General features: G+C 70.3%; 22 protein-coding genes. 10 read left to right on the forward strand and 12 right to left on the reverse strand.

The annotated features are described in order from the left end of the window. Positions 1 to 154: 154 nt before the first annotated feature. The 4 genes from ACXKZB_RS09510 to ACXKZB_RS09525 all read right to left on the reverse strand — a co-directional run bounded on the left by ACXKZB_RS09510 (position 155) and on the right by ACXKZB_RS09525 (position 7931). Positions 155 to 628, reverse strand: a complete 474-nt coding sequence (locus ACXKZB_RS09510; RefSeq protein WP_488822847.1) for a hypothetical protein — start codon at positions 626 to 628, stop codon at positions 155 to 157. A 480-nt stretch (positions 629 to 1108) separates the two neighbouring features. Further along, a complete protein-coding gene (locus tag ACXKZB_RS09515; RefSeq protein WP_488822849.1) occupies positions 1109 to 6439 on the reverse strand; it encodes a DUF6531 domain-containing protein in 5331 nt (1776 codons plus the stop codon). Between the two features lie 140 nt (positions 6440 to 6579). Next, complete coding sequence (locus ACXKZB_RS09520) at positions 6580 to 7029, reverse strand: SufE family protein (RefSeq protein ID WP_123312753.1); 450 nt, start codon at positions 7027 to 7029, stop codon at positions 6580 to 6582. Next, complete coding sequence (locus ACXKZB_RS09525) at positions 7026 to 7931, reverse strand: sulfurtransferase (protein ID WP_123312752.1); 906 nt, start codon at positions 7929 to 7931, stop codon at positions 7026 to 7028. The genes ACXKZB_RS09520 and ACXKZB_RS09525 overlap by 4 nt, the downstream gene beginning before the upstream one ends. 185 nt (positions 7932 to 8116) lie before the next feature. Here ACXKZB_RS09525 and zapE point away from each other — a divergent pair, with 185 nt between their 5' ends. From zapE to ACXKZB_RS09540, 3 genes are all read left to right on the forward strand, one after another. After that, positions 8117 to 9073, forward strand: coding sequence for a cell division protein ZapE (zapE, locus tag ACXKZB_RS09530; RefSeq protein ID WP_340197717.1), 957 nt, complete (start codon positions 8117 to 8119; stop codon positions 9071 to 9073). Between the two features lie 202 nt (positions 9074 to 9275). Beyond that, positions 9276 to 10550: an ammonium transporter gene (locus ACXKZB_RS09535; RefSeq protein ID WP_111086361.1), complete on the forward strand. Its 1275-nt coding sequence runs from the start codon at positions 9276 to 9278 to the stop codon at positions 10548 to 10550. Between the two features lie 209 nt (positions 10551 to 10759). After that, positions 10760 to 11335, forward strand: a complete 576-nt coding sequence (locus ACXKZB_RS09540; protein ID WP_488822853.1) for a tyrosine-protein phosphatase — start codon at positions 10760 to 10762, stop codon at positions 11333 to 11335. Between the two features lie 107 nt (positions 11336 to 11442). On the opposite strand, the gene ACXKZB_RS09545 is transcribed toward ACXKZB_RS09540, so the two are convergent. Next, positions 11443 to 12414: an aldo/keto reductase gene (locus tag ACXKZB_RS09545; RefSeq protein WP_488822854.1), complete on the reverse strand. Its 972-nt coding sequence runs from the start codon at positions 12412 to 12414 to the stop codon at positions 11443 to 11445. A gap of 187 nt (positions 12415 to 12601) precedes the next feature. Between ACXKZB_RS09545 and ACXKZB_RS09550 the strand changes: the two genes are divergently transcribed. After that, positions 12602 to 13570, forward strand: coding sequence for a beta-ketoacyl-ACP synthase III (locus ACXKZB_RS09550; protein WP_488822855.1), 969 nt, complete (start codon positions 12602 to 12604; stop codon positions 13568 to 13570). A gap of 31 nt (positions 13571 to 13601) precedes the next feature. Here ACXKZB_RS09550 and ACXKZB_RS09555 read toward each other — a convergent pair whose 3' ends face one another. Next, positions 13602 to 14549 carry a hypothetical protein gene (locus ACXKZB_RS09555; RefSeq protein ID WP_488822857.1) on the reverse strand — a complete coding sequence of 316 codons (948 nt, stop codon included), beginning with the start codon at positions 14547 to 14549 and terminating at the stop codon, positions 13602 to 13604. 38 nt (positions 14550 to 14587) lie between these two features. Between ACXKZB_RS09555 and ACXKZB_RS09560 the strand changes: the two genes are divergently transcribed. Beyond that, the gene (locus ACXKZB_RS09560; protein ID WP_488822859.1) at positions 14588 to 15217 is read left to right on the forward strand and encodes a hypothetical protein; all 630 of its coding nucleotides are present in this window, start codon (positions 14588 to 14590) and stop codon (positions 15215 to 15217) included. Between the two features lie 35 nt (positions 15218 to 15252). On the opposite strand, the gene ACXKZB_RS09565 is transcribed toward ACXKZB_RS09560, so the two are convergent. The 6 genes from ACXKZB_RS09565 to ACXKZB_RS09590 all read right to left on the reverse strand — a co-directional run bounded on the left by ACXKZB_RS09565 (position 15253) and on the right by ACXKZB_RS09590 (position 19838). Then, complete coding sequence (locus ACXKZB_RS09565; protein ID WP_488822861.1) at positions 15253 to 16212, reverse strand: hypothetical protein; 960 nt, start codon at positions 16210 to 16212, stop codon at positions 15253 to 15255. A 120-nt stretch (positions 16213 to 16332) separates the two neighbouring features. Beyond that, positions 16333 to 16620 (reverse strand): hypothetical protein, encoded by a 288-nt coding sequence (locus ACXKZB_RS09570; RefSeq protein ID WP_488822863.1) that lies wholly within the window; start codon positions 16618 to 16620, stop codon positions 16333 to 16335. A 57-nt stretch (positions 16621 to 16677) separates the two neighbouring features. Next, the gene (gene fliW, locus ACXKZB_RS09575) at positions 16678 to 17046 is read right to left on the reverse strand and encodes a flagellar assembly protein FliW (protein WP_488822865.1); all 369 of its coding nucleotides are present in this window, start codon (positions 17044 to 17046) and stop codon (positions 16678 to 16680) included. Further along, entirely contained in the window at positions 17043 to 17924 is an 882-nt protein-coding gene (flgL, locus tag ACXKZB_RS09580) for a flagellar hook-associated protein FlgL (RefSeq protein ID WP_488822867.1), read from the reverse strand. Before flgL ends, fliW begins: the two co-directional genes overlap by 4 nt. 2 nt (positions 17925 to 17926) lie before the next feature. Continuing rightward, entirely contained in the window at positions 17927 to 19348 is a 1422-nt protein-coding gene (gene flgK, locus ACXKZB_RS09585) for a flagellar hook-associated protein FlgK (protein WP_488822869.1), read from the reverse strand. A 4-nt stretch (positions 19349 to 19352) separates the two neighbouring features. Beyond that, on the reverse strand, positions 19353 to 19838 hold the full coding sequence (locus ACXKZB_RS09590) for a flagellar protein FlgN (protein WP_123312744.1): 486 nt from the start codon (positions 19836 to 19838) through the stop codon (positions 19353 to 19355). A 450-nt stretch (positions 19839 to 20288) separates the two neighbouring features. Here ACXKZB_RS09590 and ACXKZB_RS09595 point away from each other — a divergent pair, with 450 nt between their 5' ends. From ACXKZB_RS09595 to ACXKZB_RS09615, 5 genes are all read left to right on the forward strand, one after another. Then, positions 20289 to 21107 (forward strand): sigma-70 family RNA polymerase sigma factor, encoded by an 819-nt coding sequence (locus ACXKZB_RS09595; RefSeq protein ID WP_488822871.1) that lies wholly within the window; start codon positions 20289 to 20291, stop codon positions 21105 to 21107. Between the two features lie 117 nt (positions 21108 to 21224). Then, the gene (locus ACXKZB_RS09600; protein ID WP_222661066.1) at positions 21225 to 22064 is read left to right on the forward strand and encodes a flagellin N-terminal helical domain-containing protein; all 840 of its coding nucleotides are present in this window, start codon (positions 21225 to 21227) and stop codon (positions 22062 to 22064) included. Between the two features lie 104 nt (positions 22065 to 22168). Next, positions 22169 to 23557: a flagellar filament capping protein FliD gene (fliD, locus tag ACXKZB_RS09605; protein WP_488822874.1), complete on the forward strand. Its 1389-nt coding sequence runs from the start codon at positions 22169 to 22171 to the stop codon at positions 23555 to 23557. Positions 23558 to 23567: 10 nt separating this feature from the next. Beyond that, positions 23568 to 24041 (forward strand): flagellar export chaperone FliS, encoded by a 474-nt coding sequence (locus ACXKZB_RS09610; RefSeq protein WP_222661070.1) that lies wholly within the window; start codon positions 23568 to 23570, stop codon positions 24039 to 24041. Further along, positions 24031 to 24351: a hypothetical protein gene (locus ACXKZB_RS09615; RefSeq protein WP_488822876.1), complete on the forward strand. Its 321-nt coding sequence runs from the start codon at positions 24031 to 24033 to the stop codon at positions 24349 to 24351. The genes ACXKZB_RS09610 and ACXKZB_RS09615 overlap by 11 nt, the downstream gene beginning before the upstream one ends. Positions 24352 to 24469: the final 118 nt, after the last annotated feature.

The raw sequence follows: 24469 nt of genomic DNA on the forward strand, positions 1-24469 counted from the left end.
CTGCTCCCGTCTGCGAATCCGCTCGTGCGTGTGTTGCCCCCAACGGATCGCTAGCCTGCGACGTGTGGACCAATGGGGTTCTTGAACGACGTTCGTCGTCATTTGCTACTTTCCACCCGCGCTCTTTCAGCTCCAGGCTGGCATCTGTTAAATCTCAGAGAGGCCTTTCACTCTGAGGCCCTGCGGCGCGAGTAGTCATTGCTGATATAGGTTCGCCCGGCCCGAACTCTCGCAAGAATCCATCCTGAATTTGGACCCGATCCGCATCGAGGATGATGGTCCAGTACGAACCGTCGCTCATATCGAGCCGAATGACTGCTTTGTCGATGTCTCCGACGTCCGATTGATCGAAACCGACGAACTCGCCATCGATGAACTGATGTGTTGCTCCGACGAGACGCTTGAAATCAGCATCTTCAAGCACCGGATTCGGCAAGTCGGGTGCGCTAGAAACCCGTTCCAGTTCATCAACGTTCAATCCGGGGTCCTTCGACACGTTGATGAAGATGTCTTCAGCTGTCCAGGAGAGCTGCGGTAGATGAAGGGACGACACCACATCGGCGAGGTCGAATCGTCTCTCGTCTCCCTGCTTGCATTCACGAGTAAAAATTCGCAGCATTGTATCCATTCTTCCAGAAGAGGGGCCGAGTAATATCCTTGCTGCCTCTCTCGCTCAAGCGCCAACCAAGTTCTGTGCGCGGGTAGCCCCGACTCCGGCAATCAAACCTGCTTGAGCGAGCTTGGAAGCGGTCGCTGTGGTTCCAACTCCTGTCAGGCTTCTTGGAAACGGAACATCGTCCCGGAGATTCGCCACCGATGTCAGCAAGTGGCCATTCGACATCGCCCCCTCCCGAGGCCGCCGACGTCGCCGCGCCCTCGTCAGCGTTCCGGAGCAGACCACCGGGATCACCAGCCGGCCAATCACCTTCTGCCACGTTCTCGAGTAGGTGCTTCCCGATCATGGCATTGGCGCCATCCCCGATGGCACCGAAGGCCCCACTGCCGGCGACCCGGCTCGAGTTCACCTCGCCGGTGGTGGCCTTCTCGAAGACGGTGTCGGCGTCGACGCTGATGAGCATCCAATCGAAGCTGGTACGACAGTATGCTCCTACTCCACAAGGGGTTGTGCGCTGCCACGGCTCCGGCCTCCGCCCGCCTCGCTTGGTTTGTACTCGTGGAAATGTGGATTCGGATGTAGATGCGGTGTGTTGTGATCGGTGAAGTCGATGTCTCGAAGAAGAAGGCCGTCGGTTCCGAACTCGCGGGCCTGAGGATGCGAAGGGGCGTTCTTCTTGAACCGCCACCCGAGTTGAGTGTGCGGATATTCCGACTCAGGCAAGCGTACGCCGTGACGACTACTCGGGAGTGGGCGCTTCGGAAACCACTGTCCGTCCGGAGGCGTTGGTACGTCGTCGCCGAGCTTGTTCACCGCGGTCGGAAGATGGACCTTCGACAGTGTGCCACCGGACGCCGCTGACGTCACCGCACCCTCGGCCGCACTCCCGAGCAGACCGGCAGGGGTGACTGGCTGCCCACTGACCGCGTAGTTCGCAGCGTTCTCGATCGCACCCTCGGCTGCGTTCCCGAGTACGTGCTTGCCGAGCAAGGCACCGGCACCACCGCCGACGGCACCGAAGGCCCCACTGACGGCGACCTGTCCCCAATTGACCTCGCCGGTGGTGGCCTTCTGGATGATGGTGTCGGCACCGGCGCTGACGAGCACCATGCCGAGCGGTCCACCGACGCCGGTGGCGAGCAGAACACCGCCTGCGATGACCATCGCCCCGCCGGCCACGTACTCCCAGTTGTTCGCGAACCAGTCCCCGGTGGCGGCCGCGGCACGGGTGAGGGGACCCTGTTCGGCCGCCGCGTAGGCCTCCAGTTCCGCGTCGGTGACGGGCGCGAGACCGAGCGGGTCGATGGCGTGCAGCGGATCGTTGCCGGCGAACGAGTAGGGGTTGCCCGCCCAGGCTGCTCCGGCGGGCGCGGCGACCGGGTCGACGGACAGGAAGCCGCGCGACGACGAGTCGTAGGCGCGGGCACCCATCCACTCGAGGCCGGCGACCTGCAGCGAACCGTCGGCGCCGAGGGCGATCCCGCCGGGCAGGCCAGAGCCGCCGAGTTCGACGAGCGTCTGCCACGGGTCGGCGTCGTCTGCTGCTCTCGTGGTGCGCCGACCGCTGGTTGCCCACCCGTCGCCCATCCCGGTGAGACCACCGGCAGCGCGGACGACCGGGGTGTCGCCGACAGCGAGGAGCGTCGGCGCGAACGCGGCGGTGTCCCAGTCGATCGGGACGCCGTCGACATCGGCGAGTTCACCGAGGGGGTCGACGTGCAGGTCGGTCGTGGTGGTGCCTGCCGCGGTGGCCTCCGCCACCGCGGTGAGGTGACCCTGCGGGGTCCAGCCGTACGTGGTCGTCACCCCGTCGGCTCGGAGCGCCTCCACCCGACGACCAGCGCCGTCGTACGCGTACTCCACCTCGGGCGCCCCGTCCGTGGCGTCGACCCTGGTCAGCTGTCCGGCGGCGTCGTACGTGAACCGTCGGGCCCCGGAGTCCGTTCGTTCCTCGACCAGGCGACCCGCTGCGTCGTATACCCAGCCCGTGCGATTGCCGTCCTGGACGGACGCCACCAGCTGCGCGGCATCGTCGTGCTCGTAGGTGGTGCTCCCGCCGGGTCCGTCGACCCGGGTGATGCGCCCGTCGGCGTCGCGCCCGATGGTGCTGAGGTGCGTGCCGTCCGAGTCGATGCGCGCGTGCCGGACGACGTGTCCGTTCGCGTACTCCCAGGTCTGCAACTGGTCGCCGGCCCGGGCCTGCAGCATCCGACCGGCTTCGTCGTGTTCGTACCGGGCCTCGCCGAATGCGGAGTGCTCGACCCGGACGACCCGTCCGGTGGCGTCGTGCTCGTACCGTGTCGTGGACCCGTCGGGGGACTGCACCGAGGTGCGGAGCCCGTCGGCGTCGTGGGTCCACCGCGTTTCGCGCGCGCCGGTCGAGCGTCGGACGAGCTGCCCCAGCCGGCTGAACTCGAGGACGTGGGCGGTGGGGGAGTGCGGACGGGTCTCGTCGGTGATCGTCACTGTGCGAGCACGCGCATCGCGGTCGATGCGGCCGATCAGACGGTCGTCGGCGTACTGCGCGGATTCCCGACCGGCTGCGTCGTACTCCCACCGCAGCACGGTGCCGTCCGGATCGGTCTGGGTGAGCTGTCGTCCGGCAGCGTCGTAGGTCGCCGTCGTCGTGCGCCCGAGCTGATCCGTGGACGAGGCCACCTTGTCGAGCTGCGTGTACGTCCGGATGGTCACGCCACCCAGCGGATCGACGGTGCGGACGAGTCGTCCACGCTGGTCGTACTCGTAGCGGGTGGTGCCGCCGAGCCCGTTCACCGCGGCGACGAGCTGTCCGGCGGCGTCGTACCGGAAGGTCCGCTGGCCGAAGCGGGTGTCCCGCGCCGAGACCACGCGACCGACCCGGTCGTACCGGTACCGGACGGTGCCGACTCCGGGGACGTCGGCGTGGACGACCCGACCTTGGCGGTCGTACTCGGTCCGGGCGACCTCGCCGGTCGGCAGGGTGCGCGCGACGACCCGTGAATCGGCGTCGTAGGTCAGCGTGGTGCGTGCGCCGGCGGGGTCGATCGCGCTGACCGGGCGACCGCACGCGTCGTACTCGTACCGGGTGGTTCGGCCCGCCGGGGTGGTGACGGCGACGACGCGTCCGGCGAGGTCACGTTCGATCCGGGTGAGGCCCCCGTCCGCGTCGACGAGCTTGACCGCGCGGCCGCAGGCGTCGTACGTCGTGAGTTCGGCGGACGTGTCCGCGTGCTCGAGCCGGGTCGGACGCCCGAACTCGTCGGTCGTCACGGAAACGGCGTCGAAGGCGTCGCGAACCGTGGAGACGCCGTCCGCGCGCGAGCGACGCACCTCGGTGCGGACACCGGTCGGGTCGACCGTGGCACCGAGGGCTCCGACCGCGTCGTACTCCCGCTTCCAGGTGCCGCCGGCCGGGTCGACCACGGCTTCGAGCCGCGAGAGCGCGTCGTGGACGAACGCCCACTCGGCACCGTCGGGCAGGGTCATCGTCGACACGTTGCCGAAGGCGTCGAAGTCCTTCGTCACGACGCGACCGAGCGGGTCCGTGGTGGACACGATCTCGCCGTGCTGGCCGTAGGTGACCCCGGTGCGGGCACCGGTCGCATCGATCGTCGCCGTGACCCGACCGCCGTCGCCGTGCTCGAACCGCCACAGCCCGCCGTCCGGGTCCTCACGCGCGGTGAGCAGTCCGGCGGCGTCGTAGCGGTACCGGGTCCGGTTGCCGAGCGGTGTGACCGCCTCGATGATCCGGCCTCCGGGGTCGCGGACCAACTGCGCGGTGTCGCCGACGGCGTTCTCGACCCCGATGAGCTCACCGGACGCATCGTGGTGGAAGGAGACGACGACGCCCATCGGATCGGTCGTCCCCACGAGCAGGCCGTCCCGCCACTCGAGCAGCGTGCGACCGCCGACAGGGTCGATGACGACGGAGGGGTTCCGGTCGTCGCCCGCGTACTCGTACTCGACGACCCCGCCGTTCGCGGTGACCACCGTGGTCATGCGGTCCTGCTCGTCGTACCCGAAGATCAGGTCGGCGCCCTCCGGTGTCACGGTCCGGACGCGCCGTCCCCGCTCGTCGTACCCGTGGACGGTCACCTGACCATCGCGCTCGGTCACCGAGACGAGGTTGCCGTGCGGGTCGTACGACATCGACTGGCGCTGCCCGTCAGTGTCGATGATCCCGACGACGCGGCCCTTCCGGTCGGCGATCCAGGTGTTCGCGTGCTCCCCGTCGATGTCGGAGACCGAGGTGACCCGACCCGGCAGGTACGAGAACCGGACCCGTCGACCGAACGGTGTGCGCTGCTCGACGACCCGGCCGCGGTCGTCGTAGGTGTTCTCGCACTCGACGACCGCCGTCGCAGCGGTCACCCGGTCGATCAGGCCGTCCGCGTTCCAGCGGTACCCACGACTGCCGACGGCATCGGTCGCCCGGACCAGTCGGCGGGCGTCGTCGTAGTGGTAGTCGACGCGTCGCCCGTCCGACGCCCTCACCGACGCCACCCGGTCGCCGCGGTACTCGATGTCGACGAACCGCCCGAACACGTGCGCGAGCCGGGTGATCCGGTCATGCTCGTCGCGGCGCACGGTCACGGCGGTGCCCGCTCCACGCGCACTGCTCAGCCACAGTCCGGACGGCGTGAACGCCCACCGGCCGCCGGCGTTGTCCCGCACGACGAGCGAGTCCTGCTCGGCCCGGAGCCACAGGTCCTCGCCGACGCCGCGGCTCCACCCGTCCCCCTGCCGCGGGAAGTCGACCTGCCGGCCGTCGTCCAGCACGACCGAGGCGGCTTCGTCACTGATCTCGAGCCGGATGTCGAGGATGGAGGACCATCCGAGTCCGAACACCCCGACGCGGCCGTCGAGTGAGTTGTACATGCGGGTGAGTCGGAGCGACGCAGCCTGTCCCGCGAAGGACAGGTCGGTCTCGGGCTCGAGGAAGTTGCCGGTAGCGGTGTTGACCGGGTCGTCGGCGAACCCGTTCGTCGGGGGTGTTCCCATGGCCGAGAACGGCCCGATGGTGAAGTCGTCACGTCCGGCGTCGATCCCCGCGGAGGACAGGGCTGCCGCGATCGCCGCGTCCGACAGCGTCGCGGGCCCGGCACCACCACCGGCGGCCTCGAACTGCGCTGCGACGGTGCCCGCCCAGTCGGCGTCGTGCCCGTTGGCGGTGAGCCAGTCGTTGGCGGCGGTCAGGAGTGACTGGGCATCCAGCATGCCCCAGCACGGGTTGCACTCCGCCTCGTAGTCGCCCAGGGCGTTCCGGAAGGTCGTGACGGCACCGGAGAGATCTGCGTCCAAGCTGCGGCTCCCGGCCTGGAAGGAACGGAGATCTGCGGGAACGGCCGATGACGTGCTGCCGCCCGGCCCACCGCCCGCAGGGAACTCGCGCCCCTTGACGTTCACCGGCTCGGCGCGGAGCTGCGGTTCCGGTTCTGGCTCCGGCGGTTTGGGATCATCCTGCCGACCGAGCCACTTGGAGATCTCGTACCCGGCGCCGACGAGGAAGTTCTCCTCACGCTCCCGTTTGTCGGCTTCCCACGCCTTGGCATCGACGCGACGATCGTCTTCGTCTCTTGCTGCGTCGCGGAGCTCCTGCACGAACATCGAAAGGCTTTGCAGCGACTCAACGAGTTTCATGGCGCTGCGTGCACCGATGTCCGCGTTGTCCGCGAAGACCTCGGCGAAGTAGCCCCGGAACTGCGTGCTCGCGGTCGTCACCAGGGAAGCTCGGGGCCCGGTCTGGTCGCCGAGCGACGATGCGAGTGCGGTCGCTGCGGACTTCAGCGCATCAGCTGCGCTGTACGAGTAGCCAGTCGGATCGTTGCCGTGGATCTTCGCCATCGCCGATTCCCCCCAAGGTGTCGACGACCACTGTTGCATGTGATGTACTGAAGTACCAAACGGGAAATGTGCCGGTGATCAACATCCGGGAGGCGCGGTGCCAGCTGGCACCGCGCCTCCCGTCCACCTTCCGGTTGCGTCTACGACACCGCAGCCTGCACCTGACGCTGCACGCGACCGAGCATGCCCACCATGCCGCGGATCCGCAGCGGGCTGACCGCCTCGGACAGGCCGATGGTCAACGGGTAGTCCGCGGGCACGGCGAGCACCTGCGCTGCCGTCAGTCCGCTCAGGCCCTGCGCCAGGATGGAGGCGAAGCCGCGCGTGGTCGGCGCCTCGCGCGGAGCGGTGGCGTGCATGCGGACGACGTCGGGTGCGTCGCCGTCCTCGCCCACGGTGACCGTGATGAACACGGGGGACTGGCACTCCTCGACCCGTTCGAGTTCGTCCTCGTGCCCCTGCAGCCGTTCGGGCAAGGCCGGCAGCTCGTTCGAGAACTCGAGCAGGAGCTGCAGGCGGTCCTTCTGGCCCAGGGCGAGGAAGTCGTCGCGGATCTCGGCAAGGGTGGCGGGGAGGGTGGCGTCGTTCATCGGTTCGGGACTGTACCCGGCTCCGCACCCTGCACGATCGGGACGCGCACGGCGCTGCCCCACTCGGTCCACGAACCGTCGTAGTTGCGGACGCTGTCGTAGCCGAGCAGGTGCTGCAGGACGAACCAGGTGTGGCTCGACCGCTCGCCGATGCGGCAGTAGGCGATGACCTCGTCCGCGTCGCCGATGCCGGCGCCCTCGCGGTAGATCGCGTCGAGTTCCGCGCGCGGCTTGAAGGTGCCGTCCGGTGCGGCGGCCGTGGCCCACGGGATGTTCACCGCCGTGGGGACGTGGCCGCCGCGCAGGGCGCCCTCTTCCGGGTAGTCGGGCGCGGTGGTGCGCGAACCGTCGTACTCGCCTGGGCTGCGCACGTCGATGAGGGGCTTGCCGAGGTGGGCGAGCACGTCGTCCTTGTAGGCACGGATCTCGGTGTCGATCCGGTCGACGACCGGGTACTCGGCCGGGGTGACGACGGTCTCGTCGGTGGTGAGGGCACGGTCCTCGGCGATCCACTTCGCACGGCCGCCGTCGAGCAGGCGGACGTCCTCGTGGCCGAACAGCGAGAACACCCAGAGGGCGTAGGCGGCCCACCAATTGTTCTTGTCGCCGTAGACCACGACGGTGGTCTCGCGGCCGATGCCCTTGCTGCCGAGCAGCTCGGCGAACGCCTCGCCGTCGATGTAGTCGCGCTGGACCGGGTCGTTGAGGTCGGTGTGCCAGTCGATCTTGACGGCACCGGGGATGTGGCCCGTCTCGTAGAGCAGGACGTCCTCGTCGGACTCGACGACGACCAGGTCGGGGGTGCGGGCGTCCAGTTGCTCCTGCAGCCACTCCGTGGAGACGAGACGCTCCGGGTGGGCGTAGGCGGTGAACTTCTCGGACGGGTCGACCGGTGCGGTCATGGTGGGCTACCTCCAGGTGGTCATCCGGCACCGGACTAGGATCGGTCGTCGGTGCCTGTGGGCAACGGTACGCGGACGTACCGTGCCCCAGCCGCAACGTGACACCGCACGACTTGCTTCCCGGAAGGCCCACTCGATTGCCAGCGCACCTCGTCGACCGTGACCCCCAGGTGACCCCGCAGCAGATGGCCGCGGCCCTCGTGCCACCGCCCCAGTTCGCGGACGCCTCGTTCGACTCGTACCGGCCGGACCCGGACTACGCCTCGCAGGCCGACGTGCGCGACGCCGTTGCCGCGTTCGTCGCGGCGGGTCCGACCGAGGCACCCCGTCGCGGGCTGTTCGGCCGCCGGAAGCAGTCGGTCGAGCCCGCCGCGAAGTCCGGTGTCTACCTGGACGGCGGGTTCGGTGTCGGCAAGACCCACCTGCTCGCCGCGGCGTACCACGCGGCGTCGGGGCGGAAGACGTTCGGCACGTTCATCGAGTACACCGCCCTGGTCGGCGCGCTCGGGTTCCAGGGCACGGTGGACCTGCTGCGGGGGACCGCGCTGGTCTGCATCGACGAGTTCGAGCTCGACGACCCGGGCGACACGATGGTCATGACGCGCCTGATCAAGGAGCTCACCGAGACCGGCACCCGGTTCGCCGCCACCTCGAACACGCCTCCGGGCGCGCTCGGCGAGGGACGGTTCGCGGCCCAGGACTTCCTGCGCGAGATCCAGGCGATGTCCGACCGGTTCGACACCATGCGGATCGACGGGCTCGACTACCGCCGCCGCGCGGTCGACGAGTCCGCGGGCGTGGTGTCCGACGTGGCCGCGGCCCTGCCGTCCGGGGATGCCACCCTCGACGACTTCTCAGCCGTGGTCGCGCACCTCGGATCGGTCCACCCCTCGAAGTACGTCGCGCTGGTCGAGGGTCTCGACGCCGTCGGGCTCACCGACGTCCGGGCGTTCACCGACCAGACCGACGCGCTGCGCTGGGTCGCCCTGGTCGACCGGCTGTACGACGCCCAGGTCCGGATCGTCGCCTCGGGCACCCCGCTCGACCAGGTGTACCCCGACGCGATGCTCGACGGCGGGTACCGGAAGAAGTACCTGCGTGCCGCCAGCCGTGTCGTGGCGCTGACGCGCGCCCAGGACTGACGCTCGCCCTCGCCGTCCGCTGACCGGTCGGTGCACCCCCTTTCCAGGGGGCTTCGGGCCGTGCGAAACACGACGTTTACAAACCGCGCCGTCGCGTTACATCCGCGAAACACATCGTGCTCCCTCGCGAAACCTCGCATCGCCAGACTCGGTGACACCCGAGGCGGTCCAAGAGCCGTTCGTGCAATCGAGAGGTGAACAGATGCTTGATCAGGGCAACACGACGTTCGTGTTGGTCATGGCGGCGCTGGTGTTGTTCATGACACCCGGCCTGGCCTTCTTCTACGGCGGCTTGGTGAAGGCCAAGTCCGTCATCAGCATGATGATGATGTCGTTCGGTGCGATCGCACTCGTGAGCGTCCTGTGGGTGCTCTACGGCTACGCGATCGCCTTCGCCAACCACGGTGACGGCACGGCGGTCTCCGGTGTGGTCGGGTTCTTCAGCATCGACTGGAACCAGATCGGTCTCGGCCAGGCCTTCGAGGAGGCGCAGTCCTCGAACATCCAGGCGGCGTACCCGTCGATGGCGTTCGTCGGCTTCCAGGCCACGTTCGCGATCATCACGGTCGCCCTCATCTCCGGTGCGATCGCCGACCGCGCCAAGTTCGGCGCGTGGATGGTCTTCGCCGGCATCTGGGTCACCGTCGTCTACTTCCCGGTCGCCTCGTGGGTCTTCAACCTGACCTCGGGCTGGGCCGCCACGTGGGGCGTCATCGACTTCGCCGGTGGCACCGCGGTGCACATCAACGCCGGTGCAGCAGGTCTCGCCCTGGCGCTCGTCCTCGGCAAGCGCGTCGGCTTCGCCAAGGGTGCGCACAAGCCGCACAACCCGCCCTTCGTCCTGCTCGGTGCCGCCATCCTGTGGTTCGGCTGGTTCGGCTTCAACGCCGGCTCCGAGGGCGCTGCTGACGGCATCGCCGCGATCGCCTGGGTCAACACCCTCGCCGCTCCGGCCGCAGCGATCCTCGGCTGGCTGCTCGTCGAGAAGCTCAAGGACGGCAAGGCCACCTCGGTCGGCGCCGCCTCGGGTGCCGTCACCGGTCTCGTCGCGATCACCCCGGCATGTGCCAACCTGACCCCGGGCTGGGGCATCCTGCTCGGCTTCGTCGCCGGCATCATCTGCTGCTTCGCGATCGACTGGAAGTACCGTCTCGGCTTCGACGACTCGCTCGACGTCGTCGGTGTCCACCTGGTCGGCGGCATCGTCGGCACGCTGTACCTGGGCTTCTTCGCCAACGACACCGGCCTGATCTACTCCGGTTCGTTCGAGCAGCTCGGCAAGCAGGCCACCGCGGCCCTGGCCGTCGGCATCTACTCCTTCGTCCTGGCGTTCGTCATCGGCTTCCTCATCGAGAAGACGATCGGCTTCCGCGTCAAGACCGAGGACGAGGTCGCCGGTATCGACACCGCGGTCCACGGCGAAGAGGGCTACGTCCTCTACGAGCAGACCGACGACTCGCCGGTCTCGGTCCGCTAACCGGCAGACACCAGCACCACCCGCACGACGACGGGCCCCGCGCACACAGCAAGCGCGGGGCCCGTCGTCGTGCGGTCCGGCATCCGGCATCCGGCGTCCGGCATCCGGCGTTCGTCTTCTGACAGGGTGGTCGCATGACGACGACGTCGACCCTCACCAACCTGCGCGAGGTCGGGGGACCGGGCCTGTAGGACGCCCGAGCCCGCACCGTGTACCGCGCGAACACCGAGCGCGTCGGTGCCGACGCGTACCCGACGGGCCTCAGCGCCGTGGTCGACCTCCGCCGCGACGACGAGGCCGCCCGCGTCCCGCACCCGCTCGCGACCACCGACGGCTACCGGCTCGTCCCGCTGTTCGACCCGTCGACCGTCGAGTCCGGCGCCCGGGCCGTGCAGCTCGACGAGCAGTACGTCGACTGGCTCGAACGGCACCGCACCGGGATCGCCGCGGCGTTCCGCGCCATCGCCCGGGCCGACGGCGACGTGCTCGTCTGCTGCTCGGCCGGCAAGGACCGCACCGGCGTCGTCAGCGGGTTGCTCGCCCGACTCTGGGGCGCGTCGCTCGAGACCGTCGGCGTCGACTACGCCGCCAGCGCTGTCGGACTCGCCGACCGGTTCGCCGCGGAACGTGCGGTCAGCACCGACCCCGAGGCCACCGCGGTCGCCCAGCGGTGCGTGCCGGAGACGATGACGACCGTCGTCCGGCACCTCGAGTCGCGCTGGGGGAGCGTCGGCGCGTACCTGCGCTGGACCGGACTGACGGACGCGGAGATCGCGTCACTCTGACGGGCGTGCGTGGCCCCTGCGGCTCGCCACGTGCAGTGGCCGCAACGGCGGACGGGAGGCACGGTGCGCCTCCGACGCGCACCGTGGTTCCGGCCCGTTCCGTCAGCTCACCAGGCGTAGTCCTCCGGCGAGGTCTCGTGACCCGGGAAGATCTCGTCGAGCCGGTCCAGCGCACGCTGGTCCAGGCGGATGTCGACGGCGCGGACCGCGGACTCCCACTGCTCCATCGTGCGGGGGCCGGTGATCGGCGCCGTCACGCCGGGCTGGTGGAGGAGCCACGCGAGGGCGAGCTCACCCGGGGTGTGGCCGAGCTCCTTCGCGAACGACTCGTAGGCCGTAAGCTGGTCACGGTGCCCCTCGACGTACTCGGCGCTGCGACCCGACAGACGGCGGGAACCGTTCTCGGCCTTCTCGATGACGCCACCGAGCAGGCCGCCCTGCAGGGGCGACCACGGGATGACGCCGAGGCCGTACTCGCGGGCGGCGGGCAGGACCTCGCGCTCGATGTCGCGGACGACGAGGTTGTAGATCGACTGCTCGCTCACCAGGCCGAAGGTGTGGCGGCGCTTCGCGGCTTCCTGCGCCTGGGTGATGTGCCAGCCGGCGAAGTTCGACGACCCGACGTACAGGACCTTGCCCTGCTGCACGGCGACGTCGATCGCCTGCCAGATCTCGTCCCACGGCGTCGCACGGTCGACGTGGTGGAACTGGTACAGGTCGATGTGGTCCGTCTGCAGCCGCTGCAGGCTGGCGTCGAGCGACTGGCGGATGTTGAACGCGCTAAGCTTGCCGCCGTTCGGCCAGTCGATCATCTCGCCGTAGACCTTGGTCGCCAGGACCGTCTTCTCGCGGCGGCCGCCGCCCTTCGCGAACCAGCGGCCGATGATCTCCTCGGTGGCGCCCTTGCCCACCGAGCCGCCGTAGCCGTTGGCGGTGTCGAAGAAGTTGACGCCGAGCTCGTGGGCCCGGTCCATGATGGCGTGCGAGTCGTCCTCTGTGGTCTCCGGGCCGAAGTTCATCGTGCCGAGCACTGCTCGTGAAACCGACAGCCCTGTCCGTCCGAGGTGTGTGTAGTCCATGTCTCCGGTCTACGCGCTCCGAGGGGCACCGTGCCAGGCCCTGGGAGTACCGGTTCTGCACGGTGCGGAGTCGTGGTCGTGGTCGTGCGTCGTGCGGCGTCGTGGTCGTGGTCGTGGTCGTGCGTCGTGTGGTCCTGCATGCCGCCGGGGGCATGTCGGTGCTCCGGGGAGGAGTACCGTGACGTCGGTGAACACCCCAGCACTCCGTGGCAGCCGGATCCTCGGGTTCGGTCACCACCAGCCCGAACGCATCCTGACCAACGACGAGCTCTCGACCATGGTCGACACCAACGACGAGTGGATCCGCACCCGGACCGGCATCCAGACCCGGCACATCGCCGGACCGGACGACAGCGTCACGTCGATGGCGATCGAAGCGGGCCGCAACGCCCTCGCCGACGCCGGGGTCTCGCCCTCGGCCGTCGGACTCGTCATCGTCGCGTCCACCACGCACCAGGACCGCGCGCCGTACACCGCAGGCCGGGTCGCCGCGGCGCTCGGGATGACGAACGGTCCCGCGCCCATCGACATCAACACCGCCTGCAGCGGGTTCGAGTACGCGCTCGCCCTCGCCGACCAGTCGATCCGCGTCGGTTCCACTGACGTCGCGCTCGTCATCGGGTCCGAGACCCTGTCCGCCATCGCCGACTGGACCGACCGCTCGACGTGCGTGCTCGTCGGCGACGGAGCCGGGGCCGCCGTGCTCGGCGCCACCGACACCCCCGAGATCGGACCCGTGTCGTGGGGCAGCGTGCCGCACCTGCTCGACGCGGTGCGGGTCGAGGGGTCGCCCGGGCGCTTCAACCAGGAGGGCCGCTCCATCTACCGCTGGGCCATCACCGAGGCCGAGGGACACGCCCGCAAGGTCGTCGAGGCCGCCGGGCTCACGATGGACGACATCGAGGTCTTCGCGTTCCACCAGGCGAACCTGCGGATCATCGAGCCGCTCGTCACCGCACTCGGCGGCGAGTCGAAGTTCGTCATCCGCGACGTCGTCGAGTCCGGGAACACCTCGGCCGCCAGTGTGCCGCTTGGGTTGTCGAAGGCCTGGGCGCGCGGCGACCTGCCCGAGGGCGTCCCCGCGCTGCTGTTCGGGTTCGGCGGCGGGTTCGCGCACGCCGGGCAGGTGGTCAGGACGCCGGTTCGGTCGTTCTGACCGGGCCGTGCCGGTTCCCGAGCCGAGCGGTTCAGCGCTCGGGGGTCTCCGACCAGAGGTCCTCGTCCTTCGCGGATCCTCGGCGCCAGCCCAGGCCCTTCGGCTTGGGCTGGTTCTCCGTCTTCAGGTTCTTGTCGGCCCTGGACTGCTTGTCGGCCTTCGGCTGCTTTCCCGACTTCGGCTGCTTGTCCGACTTCGGCTGCTTGCCCGACTTCGGCTCGAGCACGATCGGGAAGTGCGCGGCCGGCGGCCCGAACCCGGTCCGCGAGGCCTGGATGACCTTCCGCCCGAGCGCGTGGTTGCCGAGCCCGCCAACGGCGGCGCCGATCCCGAACGGCAGTGCACGGCCGAGCACCGAGGTCCCCTGACGGACCGCGAACCGCTTGATGAACTGGTCGCGGACCTGTCCGCCGAGGCCGTTCACGACCTGCTTCGGCAACGACGAGGTCACCATCTCGCCCCAGAACGCCGTGCGTGCCTGGCCGCCGGCGATCTGCCCGCCGAGCTGCTTGATCAGCTGCGTGCCCGGCGCGCCGAGGATCATCGCCATCACCAGGGTCCGTGCCCGTTCGGGGTCGTCCAGGGCGATGCCGTGGACCTCGGTCACCGACTGAGCGAACAGCGCGGTCGTCTCGAGGAACCCGATCGTCTCCGCACCACTCAGCCCGAGGGCTGCCACCATCCCGACGCCGGGGATCACCGCACTCGCACCAACCGCTGCGCCACCGGTGGTGACCGCGGTGAGGTACTGCCGCTCGAGGATCTGGATGACCTCGGCGGGGGTGGCGTCCGGCTTGCGTCGGCGGATCGCGTTGACGTGCGCGACGACCACCGGGCGCTGGACGCTGATGGCACGGTCGAGCAACTTGACCCACCCGGCGGGTTGTTGCACCTGTGGGATCCGGGAGTCGTCGGGCATGGGGGAGACCTGGGCGTTCGGCAGCGGCACGATCGCCTGGTCCTTCGGGGAGCGGGCCATGCGCTCACCGTACGCCGGGCATGTGGGAGGCTCGCTGGATGGACATCGACGGCGCGCCGGATCCGGCGGACGACGCTCGGCGGGCCGCCGGGTTCCTGACGGTCGCCGAGGTGCTCGGTCTGCTGCCCGAGGTCCGTGTGCTCGATCCCGGCTCGGTGCTCATCGGTACGGACGTGGTCCTGGCAGCCGGGGCGGTGCTCTACCCGGGAACCGTGCTCGAGACCCGTGCCGGGGGCTCGATCACCGTCGCATCCGGCGCGCGGCTCGGTCCGGGCCAGGTCACCCTCGTCGCCACCGCTGCCCGGGTGACCATCGGGTCCGGTGCAGAACTGGGGCCCGGTCCCGTCACGATCACGGCGACGGGGTCGGACGTGCGCGTCGGCGACAGCGCTCGACTGTCCGGCGGATGCCTCGTCGAAGGGCCCGCCGTCCTCGGTGCCGGGGCGCAGGTGCTGGGTGCGGTCGCCGTTCGGGACGCCGTGCTCGCAGCGGGCGGCGACCACCGCGAGGCCGACCCGGACCGACGTGCCGGGGTGGTCAAGGGGATCGGACGGGTGCACGGAGCGCGGGTCGGCGTCGGCGAGGTGGTCGTCGGCGGCAGCGCGCCGAGTGCGCCGCTCGTCGTCGAACGGCAGCGTGCACACCACCCGGAGGCGCCGAGCCGCTGACGCCGGCGGACGACCGGGTGTCGGTCGTCGCCTCGTCACCGGCACGGGACCCCTGCCCGGCGGAGCGCGGCGCGCACGCGGTCGGGCTGCATCAGGTCGGCCCACGACAGCCGGACCACGAACCGCACCTCGGGGAACGACCGGACGAAGTCCTCGCGACGCTTCTCCCGCCAGTGCGCCTCGGCGGTGCTCCGCCCCTCGAGCATCGTCGGGTCCTCGTACTTCGCGCGGCCGTCGACCTCGACCACGACGCCCTGCTCCGGGAACCAGAAGTCGACGACGGCCGCCCCGCCACCGGTCCGTCGGAACTCGCGCTGCTGCACCGGCTCCGGCGCCCCGACCTGCCGGAAGCGCACCCGGCACACCGACTCCGCCGGCGACCCCGACAGCGCCGATCCCATCCCGATCGCCGTCCCTGCCTTCTCGGACCCCTTCCGCTCGTGGGCCGAGAGTTCGTCGCGGAGCATCTCCGTCAGGACCCGTCGCTCGCGCAGCGCCTGGTCGATCATCGGTACGGCCTGGTCCAGCGGTGCAGTGGCAGAGACATCGACGAGCGTCCGGACCAACGACGTCACCGGCGAGCCGTCGATCTCGATCGGCATGGTCGGAGGAGTCCCGGTCCATCGTCCGCCGGAGTCGTCGATCGCGTGCCCCGGCCTGACCCGGGCGAGCGCCGTGGTCTCCGGCCGGGTCAACCGAGGGTCGACGACCTCGACCCGGTCGGGCGCCGCTGCCGTGAAGGGCAGTCCGTGCACGGTTGCCGCGGACGAGTGCGAGAACGCGCGCGGCAGTCTGACCGACGGGACCGTCGCCCGGACGAGCAGGAGCAGACGGTCTTCGCTCCGCAGCCCGTGTACGAGCGACGGATCGACCAGCACGCCGGGCCGGATCGCGGCAAGCGAGCCGCGGTGCACGCGACGCTGGAGCGCACGCCGTTCGGCGCTCGGATGGTCGCCGGTGCGGATGAGGGGGATGGCCAGGACTCGGTCGTTCATGTCTCAACGATCGGCGGTGGGAGCCGACCACGTCGGTTCGGAGCGACGATCTGTGGAGAACGAGCCGGGCCTCCAGTCTGTGGAGGGGTGAGGCGAACGCACGGTGCGACAACAGCGATGTCACTCGACGTCGATGTTGTCGCCGGGCCGCGCGTACAACTGTTGCGCGCGCGCAGGTGCGACGAACTCGAAGTCGTACGACATCGAGGACGTCGTTCGGGGTCGACCGGTGACAGGGTCCTGCGGGGATCGGTGCCCTGGGCCGAGGGCGTACGCGTGTTCGAAGCTGGACCGACGCCCGTGCAAGGTGCGACAACAGCGATGTCGCACGACGTCGATGTTGTCGCCGGGCCGCGCGTGCAATTGTTGCGTGCGCGCAAGTGCGACGAACTCGATGTCGTACGACATCGAGGACGTCGTTCCGAGTCGACCGAGCTGCCGAGCCGACCCGGCCGACCCGCCCCCCTACGCCCGCGCGAGCTCCGCCCGCAGCGGCAGGTCCTGGTCCTCCAGGATGAGCTGGGCGCCCACGGCGGTCCGGGCGTTCACGACGATGGGTGCGAGCAGGTTGACGGTCGTGCCGGACGCGCCGGGGTTCGCCACCACGAGCAGCATGGCGTCGGCGGGGTCGGTGAGCTCGAGCCCGGCGGCCTGCTCGTCGGTGAGCTCGGGGGAGTACGACGGCAGGTGCACCGCGGCGTCGAGCACGAACATGCGCGAGGAACCCCCGACGAGGGTGAACAGGCCCTCGGCGCCGTCCACCGGGGTCAGCGTGAACACGGGCGCGGGGGACAGGCCGAACGGCGGGACGGCGAAGGTCAGGGAGATGCTCATCGGAGGTAGTCCATCAGGGTCGGCTGCAGGACCTTCGCGGTGACGGCGAGGGCTGCCTGGTAGTTGGTCTGCTGCACCTGCAGGTCGAGGACGGCCTTGGCGAGGTCGACGTCCTCGATGCCGGCGCGGCGGTTCTCGAGCGCGACGGACGCGGTCTTCAGCGAGTCCTGGGCGGCGAGGGCGGTGGCGTGCCGGACACCGACGTCGGCCTGGGCGCCGCGGACGGCCCCGAGGGCACCGTCCACGTCGTTGATCCGCGCGTTCACGTTCACCCCGTTCTGCAGGTCGCTGACGATGGAGTCGAGCACGCCGAACACCGACGACGCCCCGGTGCCGAACACGTCGGCCCCTGCGGTGTCGACGCGCACGGTCGTACCGTCACCGATCCGGCGGGTGACGTCCGTGCCGGACGCTGCCCACCCGGTCGCCGGGTCGTACGCGGCGGCAGCGGTCGAGGCACCGGCGAAGACCGACCGGGTGCCGTAGGTCGTGTTGGCCCGTGCCTCGAGGTCGGACTGCAGCGACCGGAACTGCGTGATGAAGGCGTCGCGGTCGGTGTCGCTCATGGTGCCGGAGTTCGCCGCCTGCACGGTCAGGTCGCGCACGCTGTTGAGCACGGAGTAGACGCTCGACAGGGCGCTGTCGGTGGTCGCCAGCCAGGCCACGGCGTCGTTCGCGTTGCGCGTGTACTGCGCCGCGGCGGCCTGCTCCTTGCGCACCTGCATCGACGACGCGGTGCCGACCGGGTCGTCGGACGGCTTCTGGATCGCCTGCAGCGTGGTGGCCTGCTCGGTGAGCTGCGCCACGCGCGCCGCACCGGTCTGCAGGCGGGCCGAGGCCGCGGCCATCGACATCTGGGTGGTCACCCGGGTGATCACGATCAGCCCCTCCCGACGAGTCCGACTCGGTTGATGATGGTGTCGAGCATCTCGTCGACGGCGGTCAGGACGCGTGCCGCGCCCTGGTACGCGTGCTGGTAGCTCAGCAGGTTCACGTTCTCCTCGTCGAGGTCGACGCCCGCACTCGACTGCTGCTGGGTGCGCGCGTTGGTCAGGGCGAGTCCGGTGAGCGTCGACTCTGTGGCGGCCGACCGGGAGGCGGTGCCCACCCCCGCCACGAACGTCGCCCAGGTCGTGTCGGCAGCACCGGGGCCCGTGCCGAGTCGCGAGAGCGCGTCGGCGAACGAGTCGTCGAGCTGCCCCGCCGCGTTCCGCGTCGCGAGACCGCTGCCGTCCGTCGGGACGACCGACAGGCCCTGTGCTGCGGGGACACCCGCCGCGAGGGCGAAGAAGGCGGTACCGGTGGTGCCGGCCGGGGTCGTGCCGGTGGCGTGCACGGCGTTGACCGTGGTCGCGAGCTGGGTCGCGACGGCGTCGTACGACGCGGCGGCCTGCGCGAGCGCACCGCCCGTACCGTTCCCGTCCGCCGGGGCGAGGACGGCGAGGGCGCCGCCGATCGACCCACCGCTGAGGGACACCGCGCCGGCGCTGCCGGAGGTCCAGGTGAGGGTGACCGCCGCGCCGTCGGCGAGGCGTTCGCCACCGCCGAGGGCGACGGCGCGGGCGTCGGTGCCCTGGACGAGCGGGTTCCCGCCGAGCAGCACGTCGACCGTGCCGTCCGCGTTGGTGCGGGTCGTCCCGCCGGCGAGCGTCGCGATCTGCTCGGTGAGCTGGTCGCGCTGGTCGAGGAGTTCGTTGGCGGTGCCGCCGGAGGCCAGCGCGGTGCGGATCCGCCCGTTGAGGTCGGCCACCTGCTTCGCGGCGTCGTTCAGCTGCGTCACCTGGCCGGCCACGGTGCCCCGGACCGAGGACCACTGCGCGTCGACCGCCTTGGAGCCGGAGGCCAGGGCCGCGGCGACGGTGCCGGCGGCTCCGAGGACGGCACTGGCGGCACCCGGGTCGTCCGGGTGGCTGGCGAGTTCGCTCCACGACGACCAGAAGGCGTCGAGCTTGGCGCTCAGGCCGTCCTTGCCGGGCTCGTGCAGGCCGGTCTCGAGGGCGGACAGGGCCGTCGCGCGGGCGTCGGCGTAGGCGGAGGAACCAGCGGCGACCCGGACGCCGACGTCGAGCGTCAGCGATGCCAGCCGGGCGATGCCGTCGACCGAGACGCCCTGCCCGGCGAGGGCGGCGGTGCCCCGCATGAAACCGGTCTGGGTCGCCGGGATCGAGTTCTGCGTGACGCGCTGCCGCGTGTACCCGGCGGTGCCGGCGTTCGCGATGTTCTGGCCGGTGACGTCGATGCCGGCGCGGGCCGCGGCGAGTCCGGAGTACGCGGTGGCGAGGGAGCCGAAGGTGCTGACCACGGGGTTACAGGGTCCCCTCGAACAGGCGGGCGCCGTCGGAGCCGGCGCCGGAGGTGCCCGAGGCGTCGTAGGTCGCGGCGTTCGTCACGGTGCCGGCGAGGGTCTCCTCGGTGGCCTGGGCGGCGGTGCGCAGGAAGCGGTCGTTCTCGTCGCGCAGGGCGCCGATCTGGGTGGTCAGTTCGACCATCGCGGTCAGGTGCGCGGCGAGGATCTCACCCCACGGTCCGTTCGGTGCGGCGGCGACGACCTCGCGCAGGGGTGCGTCGGCGGGGACGCCCCACTCCTCGGCGACCTCGGCACTCGACGCGGCGCGTTCGAGGCCGGTGCTGCGGAGTCGTTCGAGGACCTGCTCGACCTCGCGGCTGGCGTGCGACACCCATCGGGAGCGGCCCGCGGTGAGCAGCAGCTGCTCCTCCTCGAGCTTGAAGGTGAGCAGCTCGAGCAGTTCGCGTTCGCGCCAGAGCACGGCGGACAGGTCGTTCACGCTCATCAGCTCCTCCCGTGTGGGTCGTCGTCGGGTGTTCGGGTCTTCCGGTCCACCTTCCGGCGGACACCGAGACCTATCGACGCTGTGGCACCGCCCGTAAGGCCCGAGGCCGAGTGCGTGGAACGGACAGCGTCCCGCCGTGGACCAGTGACCCCCGATGGGGGACGAGAACGACCGTTCCCGACCCGGTGTCCCCACAAATGCCGACCCCGAAACACCGGGAACACCCCCGCACTGGGGACTGATCGACCCCCGTACAGCGCATTGCCAGCCGATACATTCGGAACGCACCACGAGGGCGACCTCGAACCGCGCGAACGAGGCGCGGGGTGCGCCGCTCGGAGGGAACCGGGCGGGTCTTCGGCGTACGCACCGGCCATCCGAGGCCGGCGTTCGCCGTGCCCACGGACGGGTGAGTCAGGACAGTCACCTCAGGTCGATCAGGGGATCAGCATGGACCGCACCGCACGCAACGCGATGATCGTGGAGCACCTCCCGCTCGTGGGCTACATCGTCGCCGACGTCCGCTCCCGTGCCACGCACCTGGACCGCGACGACCTCGCCGCCGTCGGCTCGCTCGCACTCGTCGCCGCTGCCGACGCGTTCGACCCCACCCTCGGCGTCCCCTTCGGCGCCTACGCCCGGACCCGGATCGCCGGTGCCCTCGCCGACGACATGCGCTCCGCCGACTGGGCGTCGCGCGGCACCCGGAAGCGCATCCGTGAGACCCTCGCCACGCAGGAGGCCCTGTCCGCCCGACTCGGCCGGAGCGTCGGCGTGCAGGAGATCGCGGACGCGATGGGCGTGGACCGGCAGACCGCCTCGGACGCCATGAGCGACGCGGCCCGCATCGTCGCGCCCCTCGACGAGACCGTGCACGACCTCGTCGCCGCCGACCTGCCGTTGCCGGGCGACGACCTGCTCGAGGCCGAGAAGCGCCGCTACCTGCGTGCAGCCGTCGAGGCGCTGCCCGAGCGGATGCGCTTCGTCGTCGAGGCGGTCTACTTCGGGGACCGCTCGGTGACCGACGTCGCCGCGGAGCTCGGCATCACGCACTCCGCCGTGTCGCAGCAGCGCTCGGAGGCGATGCGCCTGCTCCGCGACGGCCTGGCCGCGCACTACGGGGACGGCGGCGCGGTCGCCGAACCCGCCTCGCGCACCACGGCGGCCCGCCGGAGCGCCTACCTCGCACGTGTCGCGTCGAACGCCACCGCCGGCGTCGCGCGTGCCGTCCACGACGCGACCGCGCCGGTCGTCGTGGCGGCGAGCTGAACCGTCGACGGTCATTTCCGTCGATTCCCTAACGACTCCCGGCACCCGGTCGAGAGTCATCCACGTCAGCCCACGGACGGGCTGTAGTACGACCCAGAATTCACGGAGGAAACCACCATGGGTATGTCCATCAACACCAACCTCTCGGCACTCAACACGTACCGGAACCTCAACGCGACGCAGAACGACCTGTCGAAGTCCCTCGAGAAGCTCTCGTCGGGTCTCCGCATCAACCGTGCTGCCGACGACGCTGCCGGTCTGTCGATCTCCGAGGGGCTGAAGTCCCAGGTCGGTGGCCTCACGGTCGCCGCCCGCAACGCGCAGGACGGCATCTCCGTCGTGCAGACCGCTGAAGGTGGCCTCACCGAGACCCACTCGATCCTCCAGCGCATGCGCGACCTGGCCGTCCAGGCCGGTAACGACTCGAACAACGAGGACTCGCGCAAGGCGATCACGACCGAGGTCGGCGAGCTCACCAAGGAGCTCACCCGCATCTCGGAGTCGACCAACTTCAACGGCATCAACCTGCTCGACGGCTCCGCCGGCACCGCAGGCGTCCTGAAGTTCCAGGTCGGCGCCAACGGCGACGCAGCGAGCCAGATCGACGTCGACCTGTCGAAGGCGAACGTGGAGTCCGTGTCGACCGCGGTCGGCGCCCTCACCTTCGACAGCGCGACGAACGCTCAGGCCGCGATCACCGCGATCGACGAGCAGATCAAGTACGTGTCCTCGGCACGTTCGAGCATCGGTGCTGTCCAGAACCGCTTCGACCACGCCATCAACGTGACGAACGTGGCCAAGGAGAACCTCACCGCTGCCGGCTCGCGCATCACCGACGTCGACATGGCCGAGGAGATGGTCAAGTACACGCGCGACAACATCCTCAGCCAGGCCGGCACGTCGATGCTCGCGCAGGCGAACCAGAGCACGCAGGGCGTGCTCTCGCTCCTGCGCTAGCACCCACGACGCCGCCTTCCGGGATCGTTCAGGCTTCCCGGGAGGCGGCGTCGCCCTCCTGACCATCCCCACGACGCCAGGGAGTGTCGACGATGTCATCGTCCGTGTCCTCGAGCACCAGCCTCGCGATCGACGGGCTCGTCAGCGGGCTCAAGACGACCGACCTCATCAACTCGTTGATGAGCGTCGAGGGCGTGCCGCAGACCCTGCTCAAGAACAAGCTCACGAGCACCAACTCGTTCATCTCGTCACTGCAGACGATCAACGGGTTGGTGCAGGCCCTCGCGACGAAGGCGAAGGACGCCGCGAAGGCGACCTCGCTCGACCTGTTCACCGCCACGAGCTCGTCGTCGGGCGTCACCGCCGTGACCGGCACGAACGCGAGCGCCGGGTCGCTGACGTTCACCGTCGGTGCGACCGCTTCCGCGCAGGTCGGGGTGACCGCCGCGATGTCGACGTGGTCGGCCGCCGCCGAGCCGATCACCCTGGTGGGCGCGGACGGCACGAAGACCACCGTCACGCCGTCGTCGGGCTCCCTCGACGACACCGTCTCGGCGATCAACAAGTCCGGGGCAGGCGTCACCGCCACGAAGGTCGCCGCGGGCGCCGCTGCCGACGGCACCAAGCTCTACCGGCTGCAGCTCACGTCCACCAAGACCGGCGCCGCTGGCGGCTTCGAGGTGTACCGGGGGACCGCCGACCAGGTCGCCGCCGGCACCGCGACGAACGTGCTGACCGAGGTCGGCGCCGCGGTCGTCGCCCAGGCGAAGGACGCCAGCGTCACGCTGTGGGCCGGCACCGCCGCCGAGCAGACGATCACGAGCGCGACGAACACCTTCACCGACCTGGTGCCCGGGCTCAGCGTCACCGTGTCGAAGGCGTCGACGGACCCGGTCACGGTCGGCGTCGCGCAGGACACCACGAAGGCCCAGGCCGTGGCCTCCGGACTCGTCGACGCGATGAACGCGATCACGTCCTACTACAAGACGAACACGGCGGTCACGAGCACCACGAGCGCGACCAGCGGCGCCACGATCACCACCGCCGGCGTCCTGATGGGCGACGGGACCTCACGCGACGCCGTGCAGCGCCTGGGCAGCACCATGTCGGCGCCCGTCGGCGGCAAGTCGCCGTCGTCGATCGGCATCACGATCACCAAGGACGGCAGCTTCACCTTCGACGCCGACGTCTTCCAGAAGGCCCTCGCCACCGACCCGGAGGGCACGCAGGCGATGCTCTCCGGCGTCGCCACGAACGTCGGTGCCGCCGCGACGGCGGCGTCCGACAAGTACGACGGGTCCCTCACCACGGCGATCACCGGCCAGCAGGCGGTCGCCAAGGACCTCAACACCCAGATCGACAGCTGGACTGACCGACTCACGATGCGCCGCGCATCGCTCCAGACGCTGTACTCGTCGCTCGAGACCAGCCTCAGCAAGCTCCAGTCCCAGTCGAGCTGGCTCGCCAGCCAGCTCGCGTCGACGACGAGCTGACGGGATCACCATGACCTTCGACTTCCAGGCCGCCGCCTTCCGGCAGGCTGCGCAGCCCCGCACCGTGACCGACCAGCGTCGCGCCCAGTACACGAACGAAGCCGTCCTGTCGGCCACCCCGGCGCAGCTCGTCACGATGCTCTACGACCGGCTGCTGCTCGACCTGCACCGTGCCGAGGCCGCACAGACCGGCGCCGACTGGGACGCCGCCCGCGAACAGCTCCTGCACGCCCAGGCGATCGTCGGCGAGCTGTCGTCGACGCTCCGGATCGACGTCTGGGACGGGGGTGAGGGCCTGCTCGCCGTCTACAACTACGCGTCGACGTCCCTCATCACCGCGAACGTGCACCGAGACGTCCAGGCCACGCGGGACTGCATCCGGATCCTCGAACCGCTGCGGCAGTCATGGCACGACGCCGCGGCGTCGCTCCCGGCGACGCCGGCACGCCAGCAGGCGACGGGCGGAGCCCTCGGTGTCGCCTGAGCCGACACCGTCGCCTGAGCCGGTCGACCACCGCCCCGCCTGGGAGGCCCTGCTCGACTCCCTGGAGCACGACGCCGCCCGGCAGGCGGCCGACCCCACGGCCGTGGTGGGGTGGTCGGAGCCGGCCGGGCTGGGTCCGGTGCCGCGCGACCTGGTGGGGCGTGCCTCCCGGCTGCTCGCCGCGCAGCGGGACCGCATCGCGGAACTGGAGTCGGACCGACGGGCCACGCTCGAGCACCTCGGTGCCCTGCGGGCCGTCGACGCGACGCGCGAGCCGCGTCGCGCGGTGTACCTCGACGCCTCCGCCTGACCCGTCGCGCGCTCGACCCGGAACGACATGCTCGACGTCGTTCGACATCGATGGTGTCGCCCGCCCGCGCGTGCAACACCGGGCGGGCGCAAGGTGCGACGAGGTGGTCGTCGTACGA

It is taken from the genome of Curtobacterium sp. ABR8, assembly GCF_057812125.1.